Below are 18,235 nucleotides of genomic sequence, written 5' to 3' on the forward strand. Positions count from 1 at the left end.
GGTGAATGGCCCACCCGCCCAACGAGAACGGGCCAGTGGGCCATTCACCTGAAGCGGGTCAGCGGGTCCGGCTGCTCAAGACGGCCGTCACGGCGATCTTTCACCTCCTCGACGGTGCACCCGTCGTCGAAACGACAGGTGGCTGACGAGCCTCGCCAAGGACTAGCTGCCACCGACCGTCAGAGCGCCGAAGACATGCAGAGAGGTACCCAGTTGACCCGACGTACCCGCTGGTGGATCACCACCGCCGCCTGCGCCGGGCTGCTGAGCCTGTCCGGCTGCGCACTCGGCGGCACCACACCCGGGGGCGAGGAATCGCCCGCACCGCAGCCGAAACCGGCCGGGCTCCGGGACTTCGACACCTGCACCTTCTTCACACCGGACGAGCGGACCGAGGCAGGCGCGAACGGGCCGTCCGAACGCATCGAGGACCTCACCTTCGAGACCGGCTGCTCCTTCGAAGGCGAGACCATGCTGCTGACCCTGTACAAGAACCAAGACGAGACCGTCGCGAGCTACGAGACCGGCGGCCACTGGGACAGCTACCAGAAGTTCGACATCAACGGGCGTGCCGCGGCGACCGGTGTTTCCGCAGGATCCACCGGACAGGGCATCTGCAACACCCTCGTCGACGCGGGCGGCGGCGTCATCATCCTCTCCGTCACCGGCTTCATGAAGGACGACGTCCCCGACCCCTGCGGCGAGGGCAAGAAGCTCGCCCAGCAGGTCGAACCCCGCCTCCCCCACTGACCACCGGAACCCCCGGATCCCCCAGGTGAATGGCCCATCCGTCCGTTGTCGTTGGGCGGGTGGGCCATTCACCTGAAGCGGGTCAGCGGGTCCGGCTGCTCAGCACCGTCGTCGCGGCGATCTTCCAGGAGGCGCCGTCCCGCACCAGCGTGTAGCGGGTCCGCTCCTCGACGGTGCGCCCGTCGTTGAACTGGTAGGTGATCGTGGCCTGCGCCGTGTTGGTGCCCTCGGTAGTCACCCCGGAGGCCTGCACTCCGGTGATGGGCTGCCAGAACTCGCGGAACGCGTCGTAGCCGCCCGCGTGGTTCGTCTGGTAGTCGGGGGTGAGCTGCTGCCAGGCCGCGTCGAGGTTCCCGGGCATGGCCGCGTAGTACTCGGAGACGACCTGGTCGGGGGTCTCCGGCTGCTGCGGTGGCTCCGGCGGTGCGGGCTGCTCGGCGGAGGTCGGCTCGTCCGCGGTGCTCGACGGCGCCGGTTCCTGGCCGGACGAGGGCTCGGGGCGCGGCTGCACCTCTTCGGAGGTCGCGGGCGGCGCCGCGGTGCGGTCGCCGCTGAGGTTTCCGGTCAGCAGCGCGGCCGCCACTCCGGCGCCGACGACGAGCAGCGCACCCACCAGGATCAGCCCGTAGCGCCCGCGGTTCCGGGGCTCTTGCGCCGGTTCCGCGACCGGGGCCGGCGCGGGCGCGGGCTTCTCCTCGCGCAGCGGGCGGGTCGGAGTGGGGATCGGGACCGCGGTGAACTCGGCCGGGAGTTCGTCACCCGCGGCGACCGCGGCGAGCGCGCGCTGCGCCTGCTGCATGGTGGGCCGCTGCGCCGGGTCGGCGGCCAGCATCCGCAGCAGCACCGGCCCCAGTTCGCCCGCGTTCTCCGGTGGGTCGAACTCGCCGGAGGCGACCCGGTGCAGCAGCACGATGGAGTTGTCGCCGAGGCCGAACGGTGGCCGGCCTTCCAGCGCCGCGTACAGCGTGGAGCCCAGCGAGTACACGTCGGTGTGGAAGTCGGCCTTGCCGCCCTGCGCCACTTCCGGCGCCAGGTACGCGGGGGTGCCCGCCAGCACGCCGGTGGTGCTCGCGTCGCCGAGCGCGCGGGAGATGCCGAAGTCGGTGATCTTGGTGATGTCGTCGGCGACGAGGATGTTGCCCGGCTTCACGTCGCGGTGCACGATCTTCGCGTCGTGCGCGGCGACCAGCGCGGCGGCGACGTCGGAACCGAGCTTCGCGACCTCCGGGACGGGCAGCGTGCCGCGTTCCGCGAGCACCGCTTCGAGGCTCCGCGAATCCAGGTACTCCATGATGAGGCACGGTCGCCCGTCCTCTTCCACCACGTCGTAGACCGCGATCGCGTGCCGGTGCATCAGCCGCGCGGTGATCCGGCCTTCGCGGATCGCGCGGCGCTTCGCCGTCTGCACGTCCTGGTCGTTCGACGATTGGCGCAGGTGCAGTTCCTTGACCGCGACCATGCGGTTGAGGCGCTCGTCGGAGGCCTTCCACACCACGCCCATCGCGCCACTGCCCAGCCTCGACTCCACCCGGTACCGCCCGGCGACCAGTCGATCCTGAGCGCTCATGACACGACTCCTCCACACCTCCGCGACGATCACTGCCACGATCGACTCTGCCAGGTCCGGAAACGTTCGCGAGCACAGGGGTGGACAAGCGGAATCCGCCGGAACCACTACTCCGCACGGCGCGGAACGGGCGTGCTTTCAGCGGAATCGGACGCGCGGAAGAAGCTCGGCGCGCAGCGGTCCGGAGACGAAGAAGAGCGGTCCGGAGACGGAAAAGGGCACCCCTCCCGGCTGGAAGGGGCGCCCTCGTCGCGTTGCTCTCGGATCAGGCGCGCAGCGCCGCTCCGAAGCGGGATTCGGCGGCCCGCACGGCCACGTCGCGGGCCTCGGTGGCCTCCTCCTGCTTGAGCGTGCGGTCCGCGGCGCGGAACCGCAGCGCCAGCGCGAGGGACTTCTTGCCCTCGGCCAGCTGCTCACCGGAGTACACGTCGAACAGCCGCACGTCCTCCAGCAGCTCACCGCCACCGGAGCGCACCACCTCGACCAGTTCCGCCGCGGGCACCTCCCGGTCCACGACCAGCGCCACGTCCAGCAGCACCGGCGGGTAGGCCGAGATCGACGGCGCCGGACGCGAATCCGGCAGCGGCAGCGCGTCCAGGTCGATCTCCATCGCGCAGGCCCGCTTCGGCAGGCCCAGCTCTTCGACGACCTTGGGGTGCAGCTCACCGGCATGGCCCACCACGGTCTCGCCGACCTTGAGCGCCGCGCAACGGCCCGGGTGCCACGGCGCGAGGTCGCCCGCGGTCACCGTCAGCTCCACCCCGGCGGCGCGCGCCACCGTGCGCGCGGCCTCGACGGCGTCGGCCCAGCCGGCCTCGCGACCCGGGCCCCACCAACCCTGGCGCTCCCGCTTGCCGGCCAGCACGACCGCGGCGTGCACGGGCTGCGCGGGCAGTGCGGCGTCCAGCGCGGCGATCTCCTCGTCCGCGGGGCGCTGCGCCACCCCGACCTCCGGCAGCGCCGGGGGCTGCTCGGCGGGCAGCACGACCTGTCCGATGTGGAACAGCGCCAGGTCGCGGCGACCGCGGGACACGTTGCGCTGCAACGAATCCAACAGCCCCGGCAGCAACGTCGTCGCCAGTTCGGAGCGCTCGGACTCGAGCGCGTTCAGCAGCGACAGCGCGCGGCGGCGCGGGTCGTCCTCGGCGATGCCGAGCTTGCCGAGCTCCTCGTCGCTGGTGAACGGGAACGGCAGCACCTCGACGTGGCCGTCGGCGGCCAGCGCCCGGGACACCGCGCGGCGGCGGCGCTGCTCGGGCGTGAGCCCCCGGCCGGGAGGCGCGGCGGGCAGCACCGACGGGATCGTGTGGTAACCCTCCAGCCGCAGCACCTCCTCCACCAGGTCGGCGGGCTGCTTCAGATCGGGGCGCCACGTCGGCGGGTGCGCGGTGACCAGGCCGACGCCCTCGTCGGAGGTGCCGACCTCGATGCGGCAGCCGATCTGCGACAACCGGCGCGCGGTGACACCGCGTTCGTAGAGCACGCCCGCGATCTTGTCCGGCAGCGCCAGCGGCATCGTCACCGCGGGCGGCGCCAGCGGCGCGCCCACGTCGGTGCGGCCCTGCGCGATGCGGCCCTCGCCGTAGCGCACCAGCAGCTGCGCGGCCAGCTCGGCGGCCACCGGGGCGACCGCCGGGTCCACGGTGCGCTCGAAGCGCTTGCCCGCCTCGCTGGGCAGCTTGTGCCTGCGGATGGTGCGGGCGATGCTCGCCGGGTCCCAGTTCGCCGCTTCCAGCAGCACGTCGTGGGTCTCCGGGCCGATCTCGGTGCTGGCCCCGCCCATCACGCCGGCGAGGCTCACCGGACCGGACTCGTCGCAGATCACGATGTCGTCCGGGTCCAGCTCGCGCCGCACGTCGTCGAGCGTGGTCAGCTCCTCGCCCTCGGCGGCGCGGCGGACCACCACGTCACCGGTGAGCTTCGAGGCGTCCCACGCGTGCAGCGGCTGGCCCAGCTCCAGCATCACGTAGTTCGTGACGTCCACCGACAGCGAGATCGAGCGGATCCCGGCCAGCGCCAGCCTGCGCCGCATCCACCACGGCGTCGGCGCCGTCGGGTCCACGCCGGTCACCCGGCGGAACACGAACCGGGAGCATGCCTGCTCGTCCTCGACGCGCACCGCGCGGGACTCCCGCTCGTCCTCCGGCACCGGCATCGAGGCCGGGTCGCCGAACGGGACCTCCAGCGCGTTGGACAGCTCGCGGGCCAGACCGCGCACCGAGAAGCAGTAGCCGCGGTCCGGCGTGATCGACAGCTCGATCACCGCGTCGTCCAGGCCCACCAGCTCGGTCGCGTCCGCGCCCGGGTCGGCGACACCCGCGGGCAGCACCAGGATGCCGTCGTGGTCCTCGCCGATGCCCAGCTCCTTGGCCGAGCAGATCATGCCGTCGCTGACGCGCCCGTAGGTCTTGCGGGACGCGATCTCGAACCCGCCGGGCAGGATCGTGCCGGGCATGGCCACGACCACGAGATTGCCCTCGGTGAAGTTCGTCGCGCCGCACACGATGCCCTGGGTGAGCCGCTCGCCGTCCTCGTCGTCGCCGACCTCCACCCGGCAGAACCGGATGGGCTTCTTGAAGCCGGTGAGCTCTTCGATCTCGGCCACGCGGCCGACCACCAGCGGGCCGCTCACCTGCGACAGGTGGGCGACCTCCTCGACCTCCAGCCCGATCCGGACGAAGGCCTCCGCCAGCGTGTCGGCGGTGGTGTCCGCGGGCAGCTCCAGGTGCTCGGCCAGCCAGGAAACCGGAATCCGCACTTGCTCAGGTCCTTCTCTCTCGCAGCGGGACGGTGATCAGGAGTCGATGCCGAACGGTTCGGTGAACCGCACATCGCCCTCGGTCATGTCGCGCATGTCGGGAATGCCGTTGCGGAACTGCAGGGTGCGCTCCAGGCCCATGCCGAACGCGAACCCGGTGTGCTTGGTCGGGTCGATGCCGCAGGCGCGCAGCACGTTCGGGTCGACCATGCCGCAGCCGCCCCACTCGACCCAGCCCGCGCCGCCCTTCTTCTGCGGGAACCACACGTCCAGCTCCGCGGAGGGCTCGGTGAACGGGAAAAAGCTCGGGCGCAGCCGCGTCACCGACTCCGGGCCGAACATGGCGCGGGCGAACGCGTCCAACGTGCCCTTCAGGTGCGCCATCGTCAGGCCCTCGTCCACCGCCAGGCCCTCGACCTGGTGGAACACCGGGGTGTGGGTGGCGTCGAGCTCGTCGGTGCGGAACGTGCGGCCCGGGCACACCAGGTACACCGGCAGCTCCCGGCTCAGCATCGACCGGATCTGCACCGGCGAGGTGTGCGTGCGCAGCACCAGCCCCGAGTCCTCCGGGCCCACGTGGAACGTGTCCTGCATGGTGCGCGCCGGGTGGTCCTTGCCGAAGTTCAACGCGTCGAAGTTGAACCACTCGGCTTCCAGCTCGGGGCCGTCGGCGACCTCCCAGCCCATCGCGACGAACACGTCGCTGACGTGCTCGGTGAGCTGGGTGATCGGGTGCCGGGCACCCGCGGGGACCCGGCCCGAGGGCAGGGTGACGTCCACGGATTCCTCGCGCAGCACCTTCTCGTCGCGCTCGGCCTGCAGCACGGCGCGGCGCTCGTCGAACGCACCCTGAATCGCCTGCCGGGCCTCGTTGACGCGCTTGCCCGCTTCGGACCGGGCCTTCGGCGGCAGCGCGCCGATCTCCCGGCGGGCCGTCAGCAGCGGCGAACGCTCCCCCAGGTGCGCGGGCTTCGCGGCGGCGAGCTCGTCGAGGTCCGCGGCCTCCTCGAACCCCTTGCGGGCTTCGACGACGGCGCGGTCGAGCGTCTCCGGCGCGAGCGCGGCGACCTCCTTGGGGTCGTACGAGTCGTTGGCTCCAGACATCGTTACTGCATGACTCCCGTCATTCGTCAGGCGACACTTGTCAGGCGTGACAAGCACGGCGTGACCCGCCCGGCATGACCATTTCGTCCGGCCCGCCCACCGGGCTCCCGATGGGCCTGCACCTGCTGGGTGACCTGCGGATGCGTGCCGCAGCCGTTCGAGTCTAAGCGACCCGGTCGAGCGCTTTTCGCGCAGCCGCGTTCCTGGGCGTGTTCACCTGCGCGAGGGTCGACTACCCGCGGTGCCGCTGGGCCCGCGCGGAGGCGTACAGGCAGACCGCGGCGGCGGTGGCCAGGTTCAGGCTCTCCGCACCGCCGTAGATCGGCACCCGCAGCGTCGCGTCCAGTTCGGCGAGGACCTCCGGCGGCAAGCCGTGGGCCTCGCTGCCGAACACCCACGCCGTCGGAGCCGCCAGTTCCCCGGCCACCGACGCCGTGTCCAGGTCGCCCTCGGCGTACCCGTCGGCGCCGACCAGGCGCAGGCCCGCGGCGCGGCAGGCCGCGAGCACCGCCGACGCGTCCCGGTCCCGCGCCACCGGCAGGTGGAACACGCTGCCCGTCGACGCGCGCACCGCCTTGCCGTTGTACGGGTCCACGGTGTCGCCCGCGAACAGCACCGCCCCCGCGCCCGCGGCGTCGGCGACCCGCACCACCGTCCCGGCGTTGCCCGGGTCGGAGATGCCCAGCAGCACCGCCACCAGCGGCGGCCGCTCGGCCAACGCCTCGGCAGGTGTCGTGGTGGGCAGCGCGCACTGCGCGACCAGCCCTTGCGGGGTGACGGTCTCCGACAGCGAAGCCGCGGCCCGGTCGGTCACCACGTGCAGCGGAACGTCGACCTCGGGCAGTTTCGCCGCCTGTTCCTCGGTGGCGAACAGCGCGCGCACCTCGGCCCGTCCCGCGGCGTGCGCGGCGAGCGCCTCGCCGACCGCCTGCGCGCCCTCCGCGAGGAAGGCGTCCGCCCGGTCCCGGCCGGCGCGGCGGGTGAGCTTGCGCGCGACAACGACCCGGGACGATCGCTCCGTCAGCGGAGGTGTCCCGGGCCGTTGCTGCTCGTGCGTGCCCTCGGTGATCAGGCCGCACCTTCCGGCAGGTGCTTCTTGGCGACGTCCACCAGCGCGGCGAAGGCCTGCGGGTCGCGGACCGCGAGGTCCGCCATGATCTTCCGGTCCACCTCGACGTCGGCGGCCTTCAGGCCCTGCACGAAGCGGTTGTAGGAGAGGCCGTTCTGCCGGGTCGCCGCGTTGATGCGGGTGATCCACAGCTTCCGGAACTCACCCTTGCGGGCGCGCCGGTCGCGGTAGGCGTAGACGTTCGAGTGGAGCGTCTGCTCCTTGGCCTTGCGGTACAGCCGGGAGCGCTGGCCGCGGTAACCGCTGGCCTGCTCGAGAATGCTGCGGCGCTTCTTCTGGGCGTTCACTGCCCGCTTGACGCGTGCCACGGGTCCGTCCTGTCGATCTCATCGGGGGCGGCGGACCGCCCTGGGGGGCTGGGAGCGCTGGAGAGCCTGAGCGCCGCGTTGCGCGGCGCCGGGCTCAGCGGCCCAGGAGCTTGTTGATGCGCTTGACGTCGTTCTTGGCGACGGCCTCGGTGCCCTCCAGGCGACGGGTCACCCGGCTGGACTTCTTCTCCAGGATGTGGCGACGGCCCGCCTGCTCGCGGCGGAGCTTGCCACTGCCGGTGACCCGGAAGCGCTTCGCGGTCCCGCTGTGGGTCTTGTTCTTCGGCATCTCTCAATCCTTCTCATACGGGGTCCGCCGCGGAGCGGACTCCACGGCGGACCTGATCGGCCCTTGCACCCGACCGGCGCCGGCAACCGACCAGGCATCGGCGGGGCCCCGGCTCGATCGGCCGGGGCGGCACCCGATGCGTCCGGTGGCCTTACGCGGTCGCCTTCGGCTTGGTCTTGTTCGTCTTGTGCGGCGCCAGGACCATGATCATGTTCCGGCCGTCCTGCTTCGGGTTGGCCTCGATGAACCCCAGTTCGGCGACGTCGTCGGCCAGCCGCTGCAACAGACGAAAGCCCAGCTCGGGACGCGACTGCTCACGACCGCGGAACATGATCGTCACCTTGACCTTGTGACCCTGGCCGAGGAAGCGGGTGACGTGACCCTTCTTCGTCTCGTAGTCGTGCGGGTCGATCTTCGGCCGGAGCTTCTGCTCCTTGATGACGGTCTGCTGCTGGTTGCGGCGCGATTCGCGAGCCTTCTGCGCACTCTCGTACTTGAACTTGCCGTAGTCCATGAGCTTGCAGACCGGCGGGCGCGCCTGCGGGGCGACCTCGACAAGGTCCAGATCCGCTTCCTGCGCCAGGCGGAGCGCGTCCTCGATGCGGACGATGCCGACCTGTTCGCCGTTCGGTCCGACCAAGCGGACTTCGGGCACGCGGATGCGGTCGTTGATGCGCGTCTCCGTGCTGATGGGGCCTCCTCGGTTCGATGCTTCGGTCGTTCTGCAGCCTCGGCGCGTGAAGCTCGCCCCTGGACGTGCAGTAGTCCCGCGGGAATTCCGGATGCACCGGAACCGCGAGACCCTACTCCTACCGATCGAACCGGTACCGCAATACCGCTCGCACCACCGGCGTACCGCCGGTGGGACCGGACCCGGCGGCCTGAGAGTCGGCTGCACGGGTGGGAGCGGGGCTCCACTTTGCCGCCCCCGACTGCGCGGGGGCTGGTCGCTCATGTCAGGGTACCAGTCGTGAACGAAGCGCAGCCGACCCCGCCCCCCGAAAGCACTCCGGAGCAGGGCTCGGGATCGAGCTCGCCCGCCGAGGCGGACTTCGGCACCAACGTCCGCGAGCTCGTGGATGTTCCCAGCGTCGAGGTCATCAGCCGTGCCGCGGTGATGCTGATGTCCTCCGCCGCCGAGAAGCTCGGCCTGGGCGACGAGGACCCGGACACCGCGCCGAGCCGCGACCTGGACGAGGCGCGGCGGCTGATCACCGCGCTGGCCGGCCTGGTCACCGCCTCCGTCGAGTACCTGGGCCTGCACGCCGCGCCGATCCGGGACGGCCTGCAGAGCCTGCAGCGCGCGTTCCGCGAGGCCAGCGCCGTGCCCGACGCGCCCGGCCAGGGGCCCGGCGAGAAGTACACCGGCCCGGTGCACTGACCCCGGTCAGCTCCCCCCGTAGTAGGGGTGGGTGAGCCGGTCCCGGTCGTCGACCAGGCCGCGCACCTGCTCCTTGGTGTGCCCGGTGACCGCGTCCCGGACGGCCTCGCCGACGGCCTCCCGCGCGGAGTAGCGGACCGCGGTCTCGTCGTCGGCGTCGTGGTCCAGCCACAGCGAGACGAACACCATCGTCTCCTGGTCGGGTTCCAGCAGGCCTTCGGCCACCGAGTCCAGCACGCCCTGCGCGGTGCCGACCTGGCAGGCGCCGAGGATCAGCGCCGCGGTCCGGCCGGAGGCGGCCACCTCGTGCCCGACGAGCAGCGTCGGCGGTTGCACGGCCACGCAGGCGTGCGGGGCGTCGCCCACCGAGACCAGGATCGGCGCGAGCCGCTCGGTGGGGACCGTGAGCGTGGTGAGCAATCCGGCGGCGGTGGTGCCACCACGGCGGGCCAGCACCACGATCACCCGGCAGCCGTTGGGTTTCCGCCCGCCCCAGCCCTGCGCGAGCCGGCCGTCCAGGTCGCCGAACGTGGTCATGCACGCCCTCCTTGACCAACCGCGCCGGCCAGGGCCGGACGGACCGGGTGACTGATCGACACCCTCCGAGCACCGCACCCGGTTGTCAAGGCCGGGTGCGGTGAGCGGTCGTCCGGCCGCGACCGGCTTCCGGGAGGCCCGCGCGGCCTTCAGCGCGGCTGGTCCCCGGAACGGAGCAACCCGCCCGGTCAGTCCCCGAGGACGGCGAGGGCGTCGATCTCGACGAGCAGTCCCGCGGGCAGGCCGACGTAGACCGTGGTGCGGGCCGGGTAGGGCTCGCCGACGACGCGGGCGTAGGTCTCGTTCATCTCGGCGAACTGGGAGACGTCGGTCAGGTAGACGCGCAGCATGATCACGTCCTCCAGGCCGGCGCCCGCGGCCTCCAGCACGGCGATGACGTTGCGCAGTGCGCGCTCGGTCTGCTCCGGCACGCCACCGGCGACGATCTCCCCGGTGGCCGGGTCGACCGGGGTCTGCCCGGAGACCTGCACGATGCCGCCCTTGCGCACGCCCGGGGACAGCGGGATGTGCGGCGGCGGGGTGGGTGCGGCGTCGCTGGTGATGATCTGCCTGGGCATGGTTCCTCCTGCGCTCGGGCGGTCTGGCGGGCGGCGCGGAATTCGTCTGGACCACCGCGCCTCCGGTGGGCCTATCATCTCCCGATCACTTCGCGCTCGTCGCACTGGAGGCGCTTTGTCCCCGACCACTCCCGGCATCGACGACCAGGCCGTGTCCGCCCTGCGGCAGGACGTGCTCGACTGGCGGTACAAGGGCCTGCCGAGCGGGGCGTCCGGCAGCACCGCGGCGGAGTTCCTGGCGACCCGGCCGACGCTGTCCGGCTCGGGGTTCACCGGCCCGGTGCTGGTGCTGGACGAGCCCGCGCTGGAGCACAACCTCTCGACGATGGCCCGGTGGTGCCAGCGGCACGGGGTGCTGCTCGCCCCGCACGGGAAGACGACGATGGCGCCGCGGCTGTTCCAGCGCCAGCTCCAGCACGGCGCCTGGGGCATCACCGCGGCGAACGTCGCGCAGCTGCGGGTGTACCGGGCGTTCGGGGTGCGGCGGGTGCTGCTGGCGAACCAGCTGCTGGACCCGGACGGGCTGCGGTGGCTGAGCGGCGAGCTGGACCGGGACCCGGAGTTCGAGTTCAGCTGCTGGGCCGATTCGGTGGCCGGGGTGGAGCTGATGGCGGCCTCCTGGACCGGTGAGCGTCCGCTGGACGTGCTGGTCGAGCTCGGCTGGGAAGGCGCCCGGACCGGGGTGCGGTCGGTCGAGCGGGGCGTCGAGGTGGCGCGGGCCGTCGCGGCGAGCCCGCGGCTGCGGCTGGCCGGGGTCGCCGGCTACGAGGGCGCCGCCGCGCACGGCACCGGGGACGACGCCCTGGCCACCGTGGACGACTACCTGGCCCGGCTGCGGGAGCTCGTCGACGAGGTCGAGCGCGCCGGGCTGTTCGAGACCGCGGAGATCATCGTCTCCGGCGGCGGCAGCGCCTACTTCGACCAGGTCGCCGAATCCCTCGCGGCGCCGTGGCCCACCAGCGCCCGGGTGCTGCCGGTCCTGCGCAGCGGCGCCTACCTGACGCACGACGACGGGCTGTACCGCCGCAACTCCCCCTTCGGCCGGGCGCACCGGCTCGCCGGGGACGAGTCGCCGTTCCGGCCCGCGATGCGGGTCTGGGCGCAGGTCACCTCCCGGCCCGAGCCCGGGCTGGCGCTGGCCACGCTGGGCCGCCGGGACGTGTCGTTCGACCAGGACCTGCCCGAACCGCAGGTGGTGCGCGGCGCGGACGGGGTCGTGCGGGAGCTGACCGGGTGCGCGGTCACCTCGCTCGCCGACCAGCACGCGTTCCTGCGCGTCCCCGAGGACGGGCCGCGGATCGGCGACTGGGTGGGGTTCGGGTTGTCGCACCCGTGCACGGTCTTCGACAAGTGGCGGTTGATCCCGGTCGTGGACGGGGACAGCGTGGTCGATCTGGTGCACACCTTCTTCTGAACCTGCGGAGGTCGGGATGGACGGGGTCTTCGAGGGCGCGACGGTCGTCGACGGCAGCGGGGCGCCCCGCTACCGCGCCGACGTGGCGGTGGCGGGCGAGCGGATCACCGAGATCACCGCTCCCGGGACGCTCGGCGGGCGGGAGGTCGTCGACGCGGACGGGCTGGTGCTCGCGCCGGGCTTCATCGACATGCACTCGCACTCCGACCTGCAGATCCTCGCCGAACCGGACCACCTGGCGAAGGTCTCGCAAGGGGTCACGCTGGAAGTGCTCGGCCAGGACGGGTTGTCCTACGCGCCGGTCGACGACGCGACGCTGGCCGCGGTGCGCGCCCAGATCGCCGGGTGGAACGATGATCCGCCCGGGTTCGACTGGAACTGGCGCGGCGTGGGCGAGTACCTGGACCGGCTCGACGCCGGGATCGCCGTCAACGCCGCCTACCTGGTGCCGCACGGGACGCTGCGGATACTGTGCGTCGGCCACGACGACCGGCCCGCCACCGGGGCCGAGCTGGACCGGATGCGGCGGGTGCTGGCGGAGTCGCTGGACGAGGGCGCGGTGGGGATGTCCTCCGGGCTGACCTACACGCCGGGCATGTACGCCTCGGAGGCCGAGCTCACCGAGCTGTGCCGGGTGGTCGCCGCGCACGGCGGGTTCCACAGCCCGCACCACCGCAGCTACGGGGCGGGCGCGCTCACCGCCTACGCGGAGATGATCGAGGTGAGCCGGGCGTCCGGCTGCCCGCTGCACCTGGCGCACGCGATGATGAACTTCGAGGTCAACCGGGGGCGGGCCGGGGACCTGCTGGGGCTGGTGGATTCGGCGCTGCACGCGGGCGCGGACATCACGCTGGACAGCTACCCGTACCTGCCGGGCGCGACCTCGCTGCACGCGCTGCTGCCGAGCTGGGTCGCCGAAGGCGGGGTGGAGGCCACGCTGGAGCGGCTGCGCGACCCCGAGCTGCGGGTGCGGATCCGGCACGACATGGAGGTCAGCGGCTCCGACGGCTGCCACGGGGTGCCGATCGACTGGTCCGCCATCGAGATCAACGGGGTGCGCGACGCCGAGCGCAACGGGCACCTGGTCGGGCTCAGCATCGCCGAATCGGCGCGGCGGACCGGCACGACGCCCGCCGAGGTGTTCTTCGAGGTGCTGCTCTCGGAGCGGCTCGGCACCTCCTGCCTGATGCACGTGGGGCACGAGGAGAACGTCCGCGCGATCATGCGCCACCCCGCGCACACCGGCGGCAGCGACGGGCTGCTCGTCGGCGACCGGCCGCACCCGCGCGCGTGGGGGACGTTCCCGCGCTACCTGGGGCACTACGTGCGGGAACTGGGCGTGCTGAGCCTGGAGGAGTGCGTCCGGCACCTCACCTCGCGTCCCGCCGACCGGCTCCGGCTGCCGGACCGCGGCCGCGTCCGGGAAGGCGCGATCGCCGACCTGGTGCTGTTCGACCCGGACACCATCGCCGACACCGCCACCTTCGACCGGCCGCGCAGCACCGCGACGGGCGTGCACCGGGTGCTGGTCAACGGGGTGCCGGTCCTCGACTCCGGGCGGCGCACCGGCGCGCTGCCCGGCCGTGCGGTGCGCCGCACACCTTGACACCACAAGGGAGTCCACTGTGGATGGTTTAGTGCACTGGTTGCAGCACGACACCGCGGGTCTGCTCACGTTGTGCGCGGCGGGGATCGCCGCCCTGCTGCTGATGATCATCCGGTTCCGGGTGGAACCGTTCATCGCCCTGATCATCACCGGGCTGCTGCTGGCGCTCGTCGCCGGAGTGCCCGTCACCGACCTCGTCGGTTCCGCGCAGAAGAGCAGCGAATCCCTGCTGGAGAGCGGTTTCGGCAGCATCCTCGGGCACATCACCGCCATCGTCGGGCTCGGCGCCGTCCTCGGTGCCGTGCTGGAGGCCTCCGGTGGCGCGCAGCTGCTCACCCGCAGGCTGCTGGCCGCGTTCGGGGAGAACCGGGCGCCGCTGGCGATGGGGTTGTCCGGGCTGCTGTTCGGCATCCCGGTGTTCTTCGACATCGGCATCTTCGTGCTCGCGCCGCTCGTCTACAGCGCGGCGCGCCAAGGCGGGCGGTCGATCCTGCTGTACTGCCTGCCGCTGGTCGCCGGCCTGTCCATGACGCACGCGTTCCTGCCGCCGCACCCCGGGCCGGTGGTGGCCGCCGGGCTGCTCGGCGTAGACCTCGGCTGGGTCATCCTGATGGGGCTGGCGTGCGGGATCCCCGCGTTCGTCGTCTCCGGTGTGCTGTTCCCCGCCTGGATCGGCAAGCGGCTGCACGTGGACGTGCCGGACACCGCGCCGCCCGCGGAACTCGGCTCCGCTCCCGGCGACGAGCCGAAGCTCGGCGTGGTCGCGCTCGTCATCGGGTTGCCGATGCTGCTGATCCTCGGCGGGACGTTCGCCAGCATCACGCTGCCGCCCGGGGCGGCGCTGGACGTGCTGACGTTCCTGGGCAACCCGGTGGTGGCGCTGACCATCGCGGTGCTGATCGCGTTCTGGCTGCTGGGCACCAAGCGCGGGCTGACCGGGCCGGACCTGGCGACGCTGACCTCGACCGCGCTGCGGCCGCTGGGCATGATCCTGCTGGTCGTCGGCGCGGGCGGGTTCTTCGGCAAGGTGCTCGCCGAGACCGGTGTCGGCGAAGCGCTCGCCGGCACCCTGGAGGCGTCCGGGCTGCCGCTGATCGCCTCGGCGTACGTGATCAGCTCCGGGCTGCGGATCGCGCAGGGCTCGGCGACCGTGGCGATCGTGACCACCGGCGGGATCGTGGCGCCGCTGGTGGCCGGGCTCGGGTACTCGCAGCCGCAGCTGGCGCTGATCGCCGTGGCCATCGCCGCCGGTTCGATCATCGCCTCGCACGTCAACGACGCGGGGTTCTGGATCATCTCCCGGTACTTCGGGATCTCGACGAAGGACACGCTCAAGACCTGGACGGTGCTGGAAACGATCCTGTCCGTCACCGGGTTCGCGATGGCGGTGTTGCTGAGCCTGGTCGTGTAGCCGGTGTCGATCGGTGGGGGGCCGGGTATCCCGGCCCCCCCACCTCGATGCTTCCCGCCGGGTAGCAGCAGACCTTGCGGGTGCGTACCCCTCGGCGGATAGCTTCGGCGGCGACCGGACATGACGGGAAAGGGACCATGAGCGACAAGACCATGCGCGCCATCAGCCAGGACCGGTTCGGCGGACCGGAAGTGCTGCACGAGACCACCGCGCCCCGCCCCGCGCCGCTGCCCACCGAGGTGCTGGTGCGCGTCGTGTCCGCCGGGGTCAACCCGGTGGACTGGAAGACCCGCGAGGGCGGCGGGATGGCCGGAGTTCTCGGCGAACCGCCGTTCGTGCTCGGCTGGGACGTCTCCGGCATCGTCGAGGAGATCGGCTTCGGCGTGCACACGCTGGAGGTCGGCGACGAGGTCTACGGCATGCCGTGGTTCCCACGCCGGGCCGGGGCCTACGCCGAGTACGTGACCGCGCCCGCGCGGCAGTTCACCCGCAAGCCGGTGGGCCTGGACCACGACCACTCGGCCGGGGTGCCGCTGGCCGCGCTCACGGCCTGGCAGAGCCTCGTGGACCTGGCCGGGGTCACCCGCGGGCAGCGGGTGCTGGTGCACGCCGCGTCCGGCGGGGTCGGGCACTTCGCCGTGCAGTTCGCCGCGCACGCGGGCGCGCACGTGATCGGCACGGCGAGCGCCGCCAAGCAGGACTGGGTGCGGGAGCTCGGCGCCGCCGAGGTGATCGACTACCGCGCCGCGCGGTTCGAGGAGGAGACCGGCGAGATCGACGTGGTGCTGGACCTCGTCGGCGACGGGATCGACCGGACCAGCACCCGCTCGCTGGACGTGCTCAAGCCGGGCGGGCTGCTGATCGCGGTGCCGTCCGGGGTGGCGCCGGAGCTGCTCGACCTCGCCCGGGAGCGCGGGGTGCGCGCCACCGGCTACCTGGTGGAACCGGACGGGCCCGCGCTGAGCACCATCGCCGGGCTCATCGACGACGGAACGGTGCGCACCCGGATCGACGAGGTGCTGCCGCTGGCCGAGGCGGCCGAGGCGCACCGCCGCGGCGAGCAGGGGCACGTGCACGGCAAACAAGTACTACACGTCGAGTCCTGAACTGCTGCCCCTTCCGCTGCTGCGAGGCACGGCGGGAAGCGGAACCTCAGCGGCGCCCTCGCTGCGGGATCGTTTTCACAGGTGGCTCCGCCACATGAGAAAACGCTGTCCTCGCGAGGACGCCGCTGAGAACCCGCGGGTGGTCGGCTTGCTCTGGTGGTCGGCAGCTCATCGGCTTCGCCGCCGACAAGAAACTGACACGACCCGCCGGGCGGGGTTCAAAGACGGGCAGTCAGTGATCTCCTCGCCGCGCTGTCCTCGCGATCCCGCAGCGAGCACGCCGAGTTGAAAGGCCCGGGGACGATTGGGCCATTGTGGTCTAGTCCATTGTCGAGGCATGGGGTGAGATGGGCGCCGATGCACCCGATCAAGGAGAGCACCGTGTCCGGACCTGACCACGCCCGGCAGTCGAACGGCCTGCCCGCGAACTCCCGGCCTGCGAGCGGCCTGCGCCGCCGCGGCTTCCTGGGCTTGCTCGCCGGGGCGAGCGCGCTGCCGCTGCTGCCCGCCGCCGCCTCCGCCGGTGCCCGCGCGACGTCCGAGCCGGCCACCACCACCGCTTACGTCGGCAGCATGAGCTCCACCGGCGGCCGCGGCTTCGAGGTCGCCGCCTTCGACGCCGCCACCGGGAAGCTCACCGCCACCACCGCGGTCGAGGGCGTGCCGGACGCCTCGTTCTTCGCCACCTCCGCCGACGGACGCGTCCTCTACACCACCAACGAGCTGGAGCAGGGCTCGGTCACCGCGCTCGACATCACCGACCCGGCCGCGCCCGCCGTGCTCGGCAGCACCCCCACCGGCGGCGCCGGGCCGACGCACCTCGCCGTGCACCCGGCGGGGCACCTGCTCGCGGCGAACTACACCGACGGCACCGTCTCGGTGCACCCGCTCGACGCGGACGGGCGCATCGGCGACGCCACCGACCTGGTGCGCCACGACGCCGCCGAACCGCACGCCCACCAGGTGCTCGTCGCGCCGGACGACGAGCTGGTGGTCGCCGTGGACCTCGGTGCGGACGCGGTGTTCGTGTACGCGCTGGAGGGCGGGAAGCTCGCGCAGCGGCAACGCCTCGACCTGCCCACCGGGACCGGGCCGCGCCACCTCGCCTGGCACCCGGACGGGAACCGCGCCTACCTGCTCGCCGAGCTCGCCTCGACGATCACGGTGCTCGACTGGGACGGCGCCGCCTTCACCGCCGGGCAGGTCATCGGCACCCGCGACGAAGGCGCGGCCGGGGAGAACTTCCCCGCCGAGATCGCCGTCACCGGCGACGGCGCGCACGTGTACGCCTCCAACCGGGGCGACGACGCGATCGCCGTGTTCGCGGTGCGGGAGGACGGGCTGGAGCGCGTCGGCAGCACCCCCACCGGCGGGCAGTGGCCGCGGCACTTCGCGTTCGCCCCCGACGGTGCGGCGCTGCACGTGGTGAACCAGCACTCCGGCACCATCACCCGGCTGCCCCGCGACCCCGGGACCGGCCTGCTCTCCCCCGCCGAGGAGCCCGGCGCCTTCGCCTCGGCGGTGGTGCTCGCGTTCGCGCCCTGACCGGTCGGTGGACGCCGGATCGGTCCACGGATGCGGCCGAACGAGCGAAGCCGCGCGGGCTGAGTAGCGAGAACCCGCATCCGCGCGGCGCACACCTCCCCCCGGACAGGTGAGATCGCTACTCTGAGTGGTTCGCTTCGGCGGCATCGAGGGGGTTCGCGATGAGCGAGAACAGCACCATCCCGGTCAAGGAGTTGCGCTCGGTCATCGGGTCGCGGTGGCGGCGCCCCCGCCTGCTCACCGCGGTCGGCGACCAGCCGATCTTCCACCTGGTCCGGCCGGACCGGCCCCACGACCTGACCACCCAGCTCGGCGGTCACCTCGGCAGCGGGGTGCCGCACGTGCTGATCAGCGCGGACCAGCCGCTGCCGGAGAACGACCTGGACCGCTCGGTGCTGATGCGGGAACAGCTCCTGGACAAGGTCGCGCTCGGCCTCGGCGGGCACGACTCGCGGCGTTGGCAGGGGCGGATCCGCTTCCACCGCTACGCCCTGGCGAGTTACCTGCTGCAGCACAAGCTGGAACCGCCCGAGCCGGACGAGGTGCCGAACCGGCAGGCCCGCGACCTGCTGCGGACCTACGCGCGCAGCAGGCTGCTCCGGCTCAAGAGCCGCAGCGCGGAGCCCGACGGAGCGGGTTCGGGGGGGGGGGGGGGGGGGGGGGCCCGCCGCGGCCGGGGCCCCCCGCGCGCGGGGGGGGGGGGGGGGGGGGGGGGGGGGGGGGTGGGGGGGCGCGCGGGGGCGGGGGGCGGG

The 18,235-nt window shown here is 72.7% G+C and carries 16 protein-coding genes and 1 pseudogene; 8 read left to right on the top strand and 9 right to left on the bottom strand.

Going from position 1 to position 18,235, the window contains the following annotated elements:
* Positions 1 to 213: 213 nt before the first annotated feature.
* Positions 214 to 750, top strand: a complete 537-nt coding sequence (locus LCD33_RS25160; RefSeq protein ID WP_224963323.1) for a DUF3558 family protein — start codon at positions 214 to 216, stop codon at positions 748 to 750.
* Between the two features lie 82 nt (positions 751 to 832).
* Here LCD33_RS25160 and LCD33_RS25165 read toward each other — a convergent pair whose 3' ends face one another.
* The 7 genes from LCD33_RS25165 to infC form a co-directional block, all read right to left on the bottom strand.
* Positions 833 to 2,317, bottom strand: coding sequence for a serine/threonine-protein kinase (locus tag LCD33_RS25165; protein ID WP_224960153.1), 1,485 nt, complete (start codon positions 2,315 to 2,317; stop codon positions 833 to 835).
* Positions 2,318 to 2,582: 265 nt separating this feature from the next.
* Entirely contained in the window at positions 2,583 to 5,075 is a 2,493-nt protein-coding gene (gene pheT / locus LCD33_RS25170; protein WP_224967957.1) for a phenylalanine--tRNA ligase subunit beta, read from the bottom strand.
* 36 nt (positions 5,076 to 5,111) lie between these two features.
* Positions 5,112 to 6,179: a phenylalanine--tRNA ligase subunit alpha gene (pheS, locus tag LCD33_RS25175; protein ID WP_224960149.1), complete on the bottom strand. Its 1,068-nt coding sequence runs from the start codon at positions 6,177 to 6,179 to the stop codon at positions 5,112 to 5,114.
* 232 nt (positions 6,180 to 6,411) lie between these two features.
* On the bottom strand, positions 6,412 to 7,248 hold the full coding sequence (locus LCD33_RS25180) for an RNA methyltransferase (protein WP_224960159.1): 837 nt from the start codon (positions 7,246 to 7,248) through the stop codon (positions 6,412 to 6,414).
* Complete coding sequence (rplT, locus tag LCD33_RS25185; RefSeq protein ID WP_224960147.1) at positions 7,248 to 7,616, bottom strand: 50S ribosomal protein L20; 369 nt, start codon at positions 7,614 to 7,616, stop codon at positions 7,248 to 7,250. The genes LCD33_RS25180 and rplT overlap by 1 nt, the downstream gene beginning before the upstream one ends.
* A gap of 94 nt (positions 7,617 to 7,710) precedes the next feature.
* Complete coding sequence (gene rpmI / locus LCD33_RS25190) at positions 7,711 to 7,905, bottom strand: 50S ribosomal protein L35 (RefSeq protein ID WP_224960145.1); 195 nt, start codon at positions 7,903 to 7,905, stop codon at positions 7,711 to 7,713.
* 151 nt (positions 7,906 to 8,056) lie between these two features.
* Positions 8,057 to 8,566, bottom strand: a complete 510-nt coding sequence (gene infC, locus LCD33_RS25195; RefSeq protein ID WP_374108151.1) for a translation initiation factor IF-3 — start codon at positions 8,564 to 8,566, stop codon at positions 8,057 to 8,059.
* Positions 8,567 to 8,875: 309 nt separating this feature from the next.
* Here infC and LCD33_RS25200 point away from each other — a divergent pair, with 309 nt between their 5' ends.
* A complete protein-coding gene (locus LCD33_RS25200) occupies positions 8,876 to 9,286 on the top strand; it encodes a DUF1844 domain-containing protein (RefSeq protein ID WP_374108149.1) in 411 nt (136 codons plus the stop codon).
* A gap of 6 nt (positions 9,287 to 9,292) precedes the next feature.
* On the opposite strand, the gene LCD33_RS25205 is transcribed toward LCD33_RS25200, so the two are convergent.
* The gene (locus tag LCD33_RS25205) at positions 9,293 to 9,823 is read right to left on the bottom strand and encodes a formaldehyde-activating enzyme (RefSeq protein ID WP_224960143.1); all 531 of its coding nucleotides are present in this window, start codon (positions 9,821 to 9,823) and stop codon (positions 9,293 to 9,295) included.
* Between the two features lie 188 nt (positions 9,824 to 10,011).
* Positions 10,012 to 10,401 (bottom strand): RidA family protein, encoded by a 390-nt coding sequence (locus tag LCD33_RS25210; RefSeq protein WP_224960142.1) that lies wholly within the window; start codon positions 10,399 to 10,401, stop codon positions 10,012 to 10,014.
* 115 nt (positions 10,402 to 10,516) lie between these two features.
* On the opposite strand from LCD33_RS25210, the gene LCD33_RS25215 reads away from it, so the two are divergent.
* The 6 genes and pseudogenes from LCD33_RS25215 to LCD33_RS25240 all read left to right on the top strand — a co-directional run.
* On the top strand, positions 10,517 to 11,815 hold the full coding sequence (locus tag LCD33_RS25215; RefSeq protein WP_224960141.1) for an amino acid deaminase: 1,299 nt from the start codon (positions 10,517 to 10,519) through the stop codon (positions 11,813 to 11,815).
* Between the two features lie 16 nt (positions 11,816 to 11,831).
* Positions 11,832 to 13,421 carry an amidohydrolase family protein gene (locus LCD33_RS25220; protein WP_224978352.1) on the top strand — a complete coding sequence of 530 codons (1,590 nt, stop codon included), beginning with the start codon at positions 11,832 to 11,834 and terminating at the stop codon, positions 13,419 to 13,421.
* A 19-nt stretch (positions 13,422 to 13,440) separates the two neighbouring features.
* A complete protein-coding gene (locus tag LCD33_RS25225) occupies positions 13,441 to 14,832 on the top strand; it encodes a GntP family permease (RefSeq protein ID WP_224960139.1) in 1,392 nt (463 codons plus the stop codon).
* Positions 14,833 to 14,984: 152 nt separating this feature from the next.
* Positions 14,985 to 15,938, top strand: coding sequence for an NADP-dependent oxidoreductase (locus tag LCD33_RS25230; RefSeq protein WP_224967959.1), 954 nt, complete (start codon positions 14,985 to 14,987; stop codon positions 15,936 to 15,938).
* Positions 15,939 to 16,319: 381 nt separating this feature from the next.
* On the top strand, positions 16,320 to 17,483 hold the full coding sequence (locus LCD33_RS25235) for a lactonase family protein (RefSeq protein ID WP_224968997.1): 1,164 nt from the start codon (positions 16,320 to 16,322) through the stop codon (positions 17,481 to 17,483).
* A gap of 161 nt (positions 17,484 to 17,644) precedes the next feature.
* A pseudogene (locus tag LCD33_RS25240) lies at positions 17,645 to 18,235 on the top strand (hypothetical protein); the annotation flags it as partial.

The organism is Saccharopolyspora sp. 7B (assembly GCF_020177435.1).
Taxonomy (GTDB): Bacteria; Actinomycetota; Actinomycetes; order Mycobacteriales; family Pseudonocardiaceae; genus Saccharopolyspora_C; species Saccharopolyspora_C gregorii.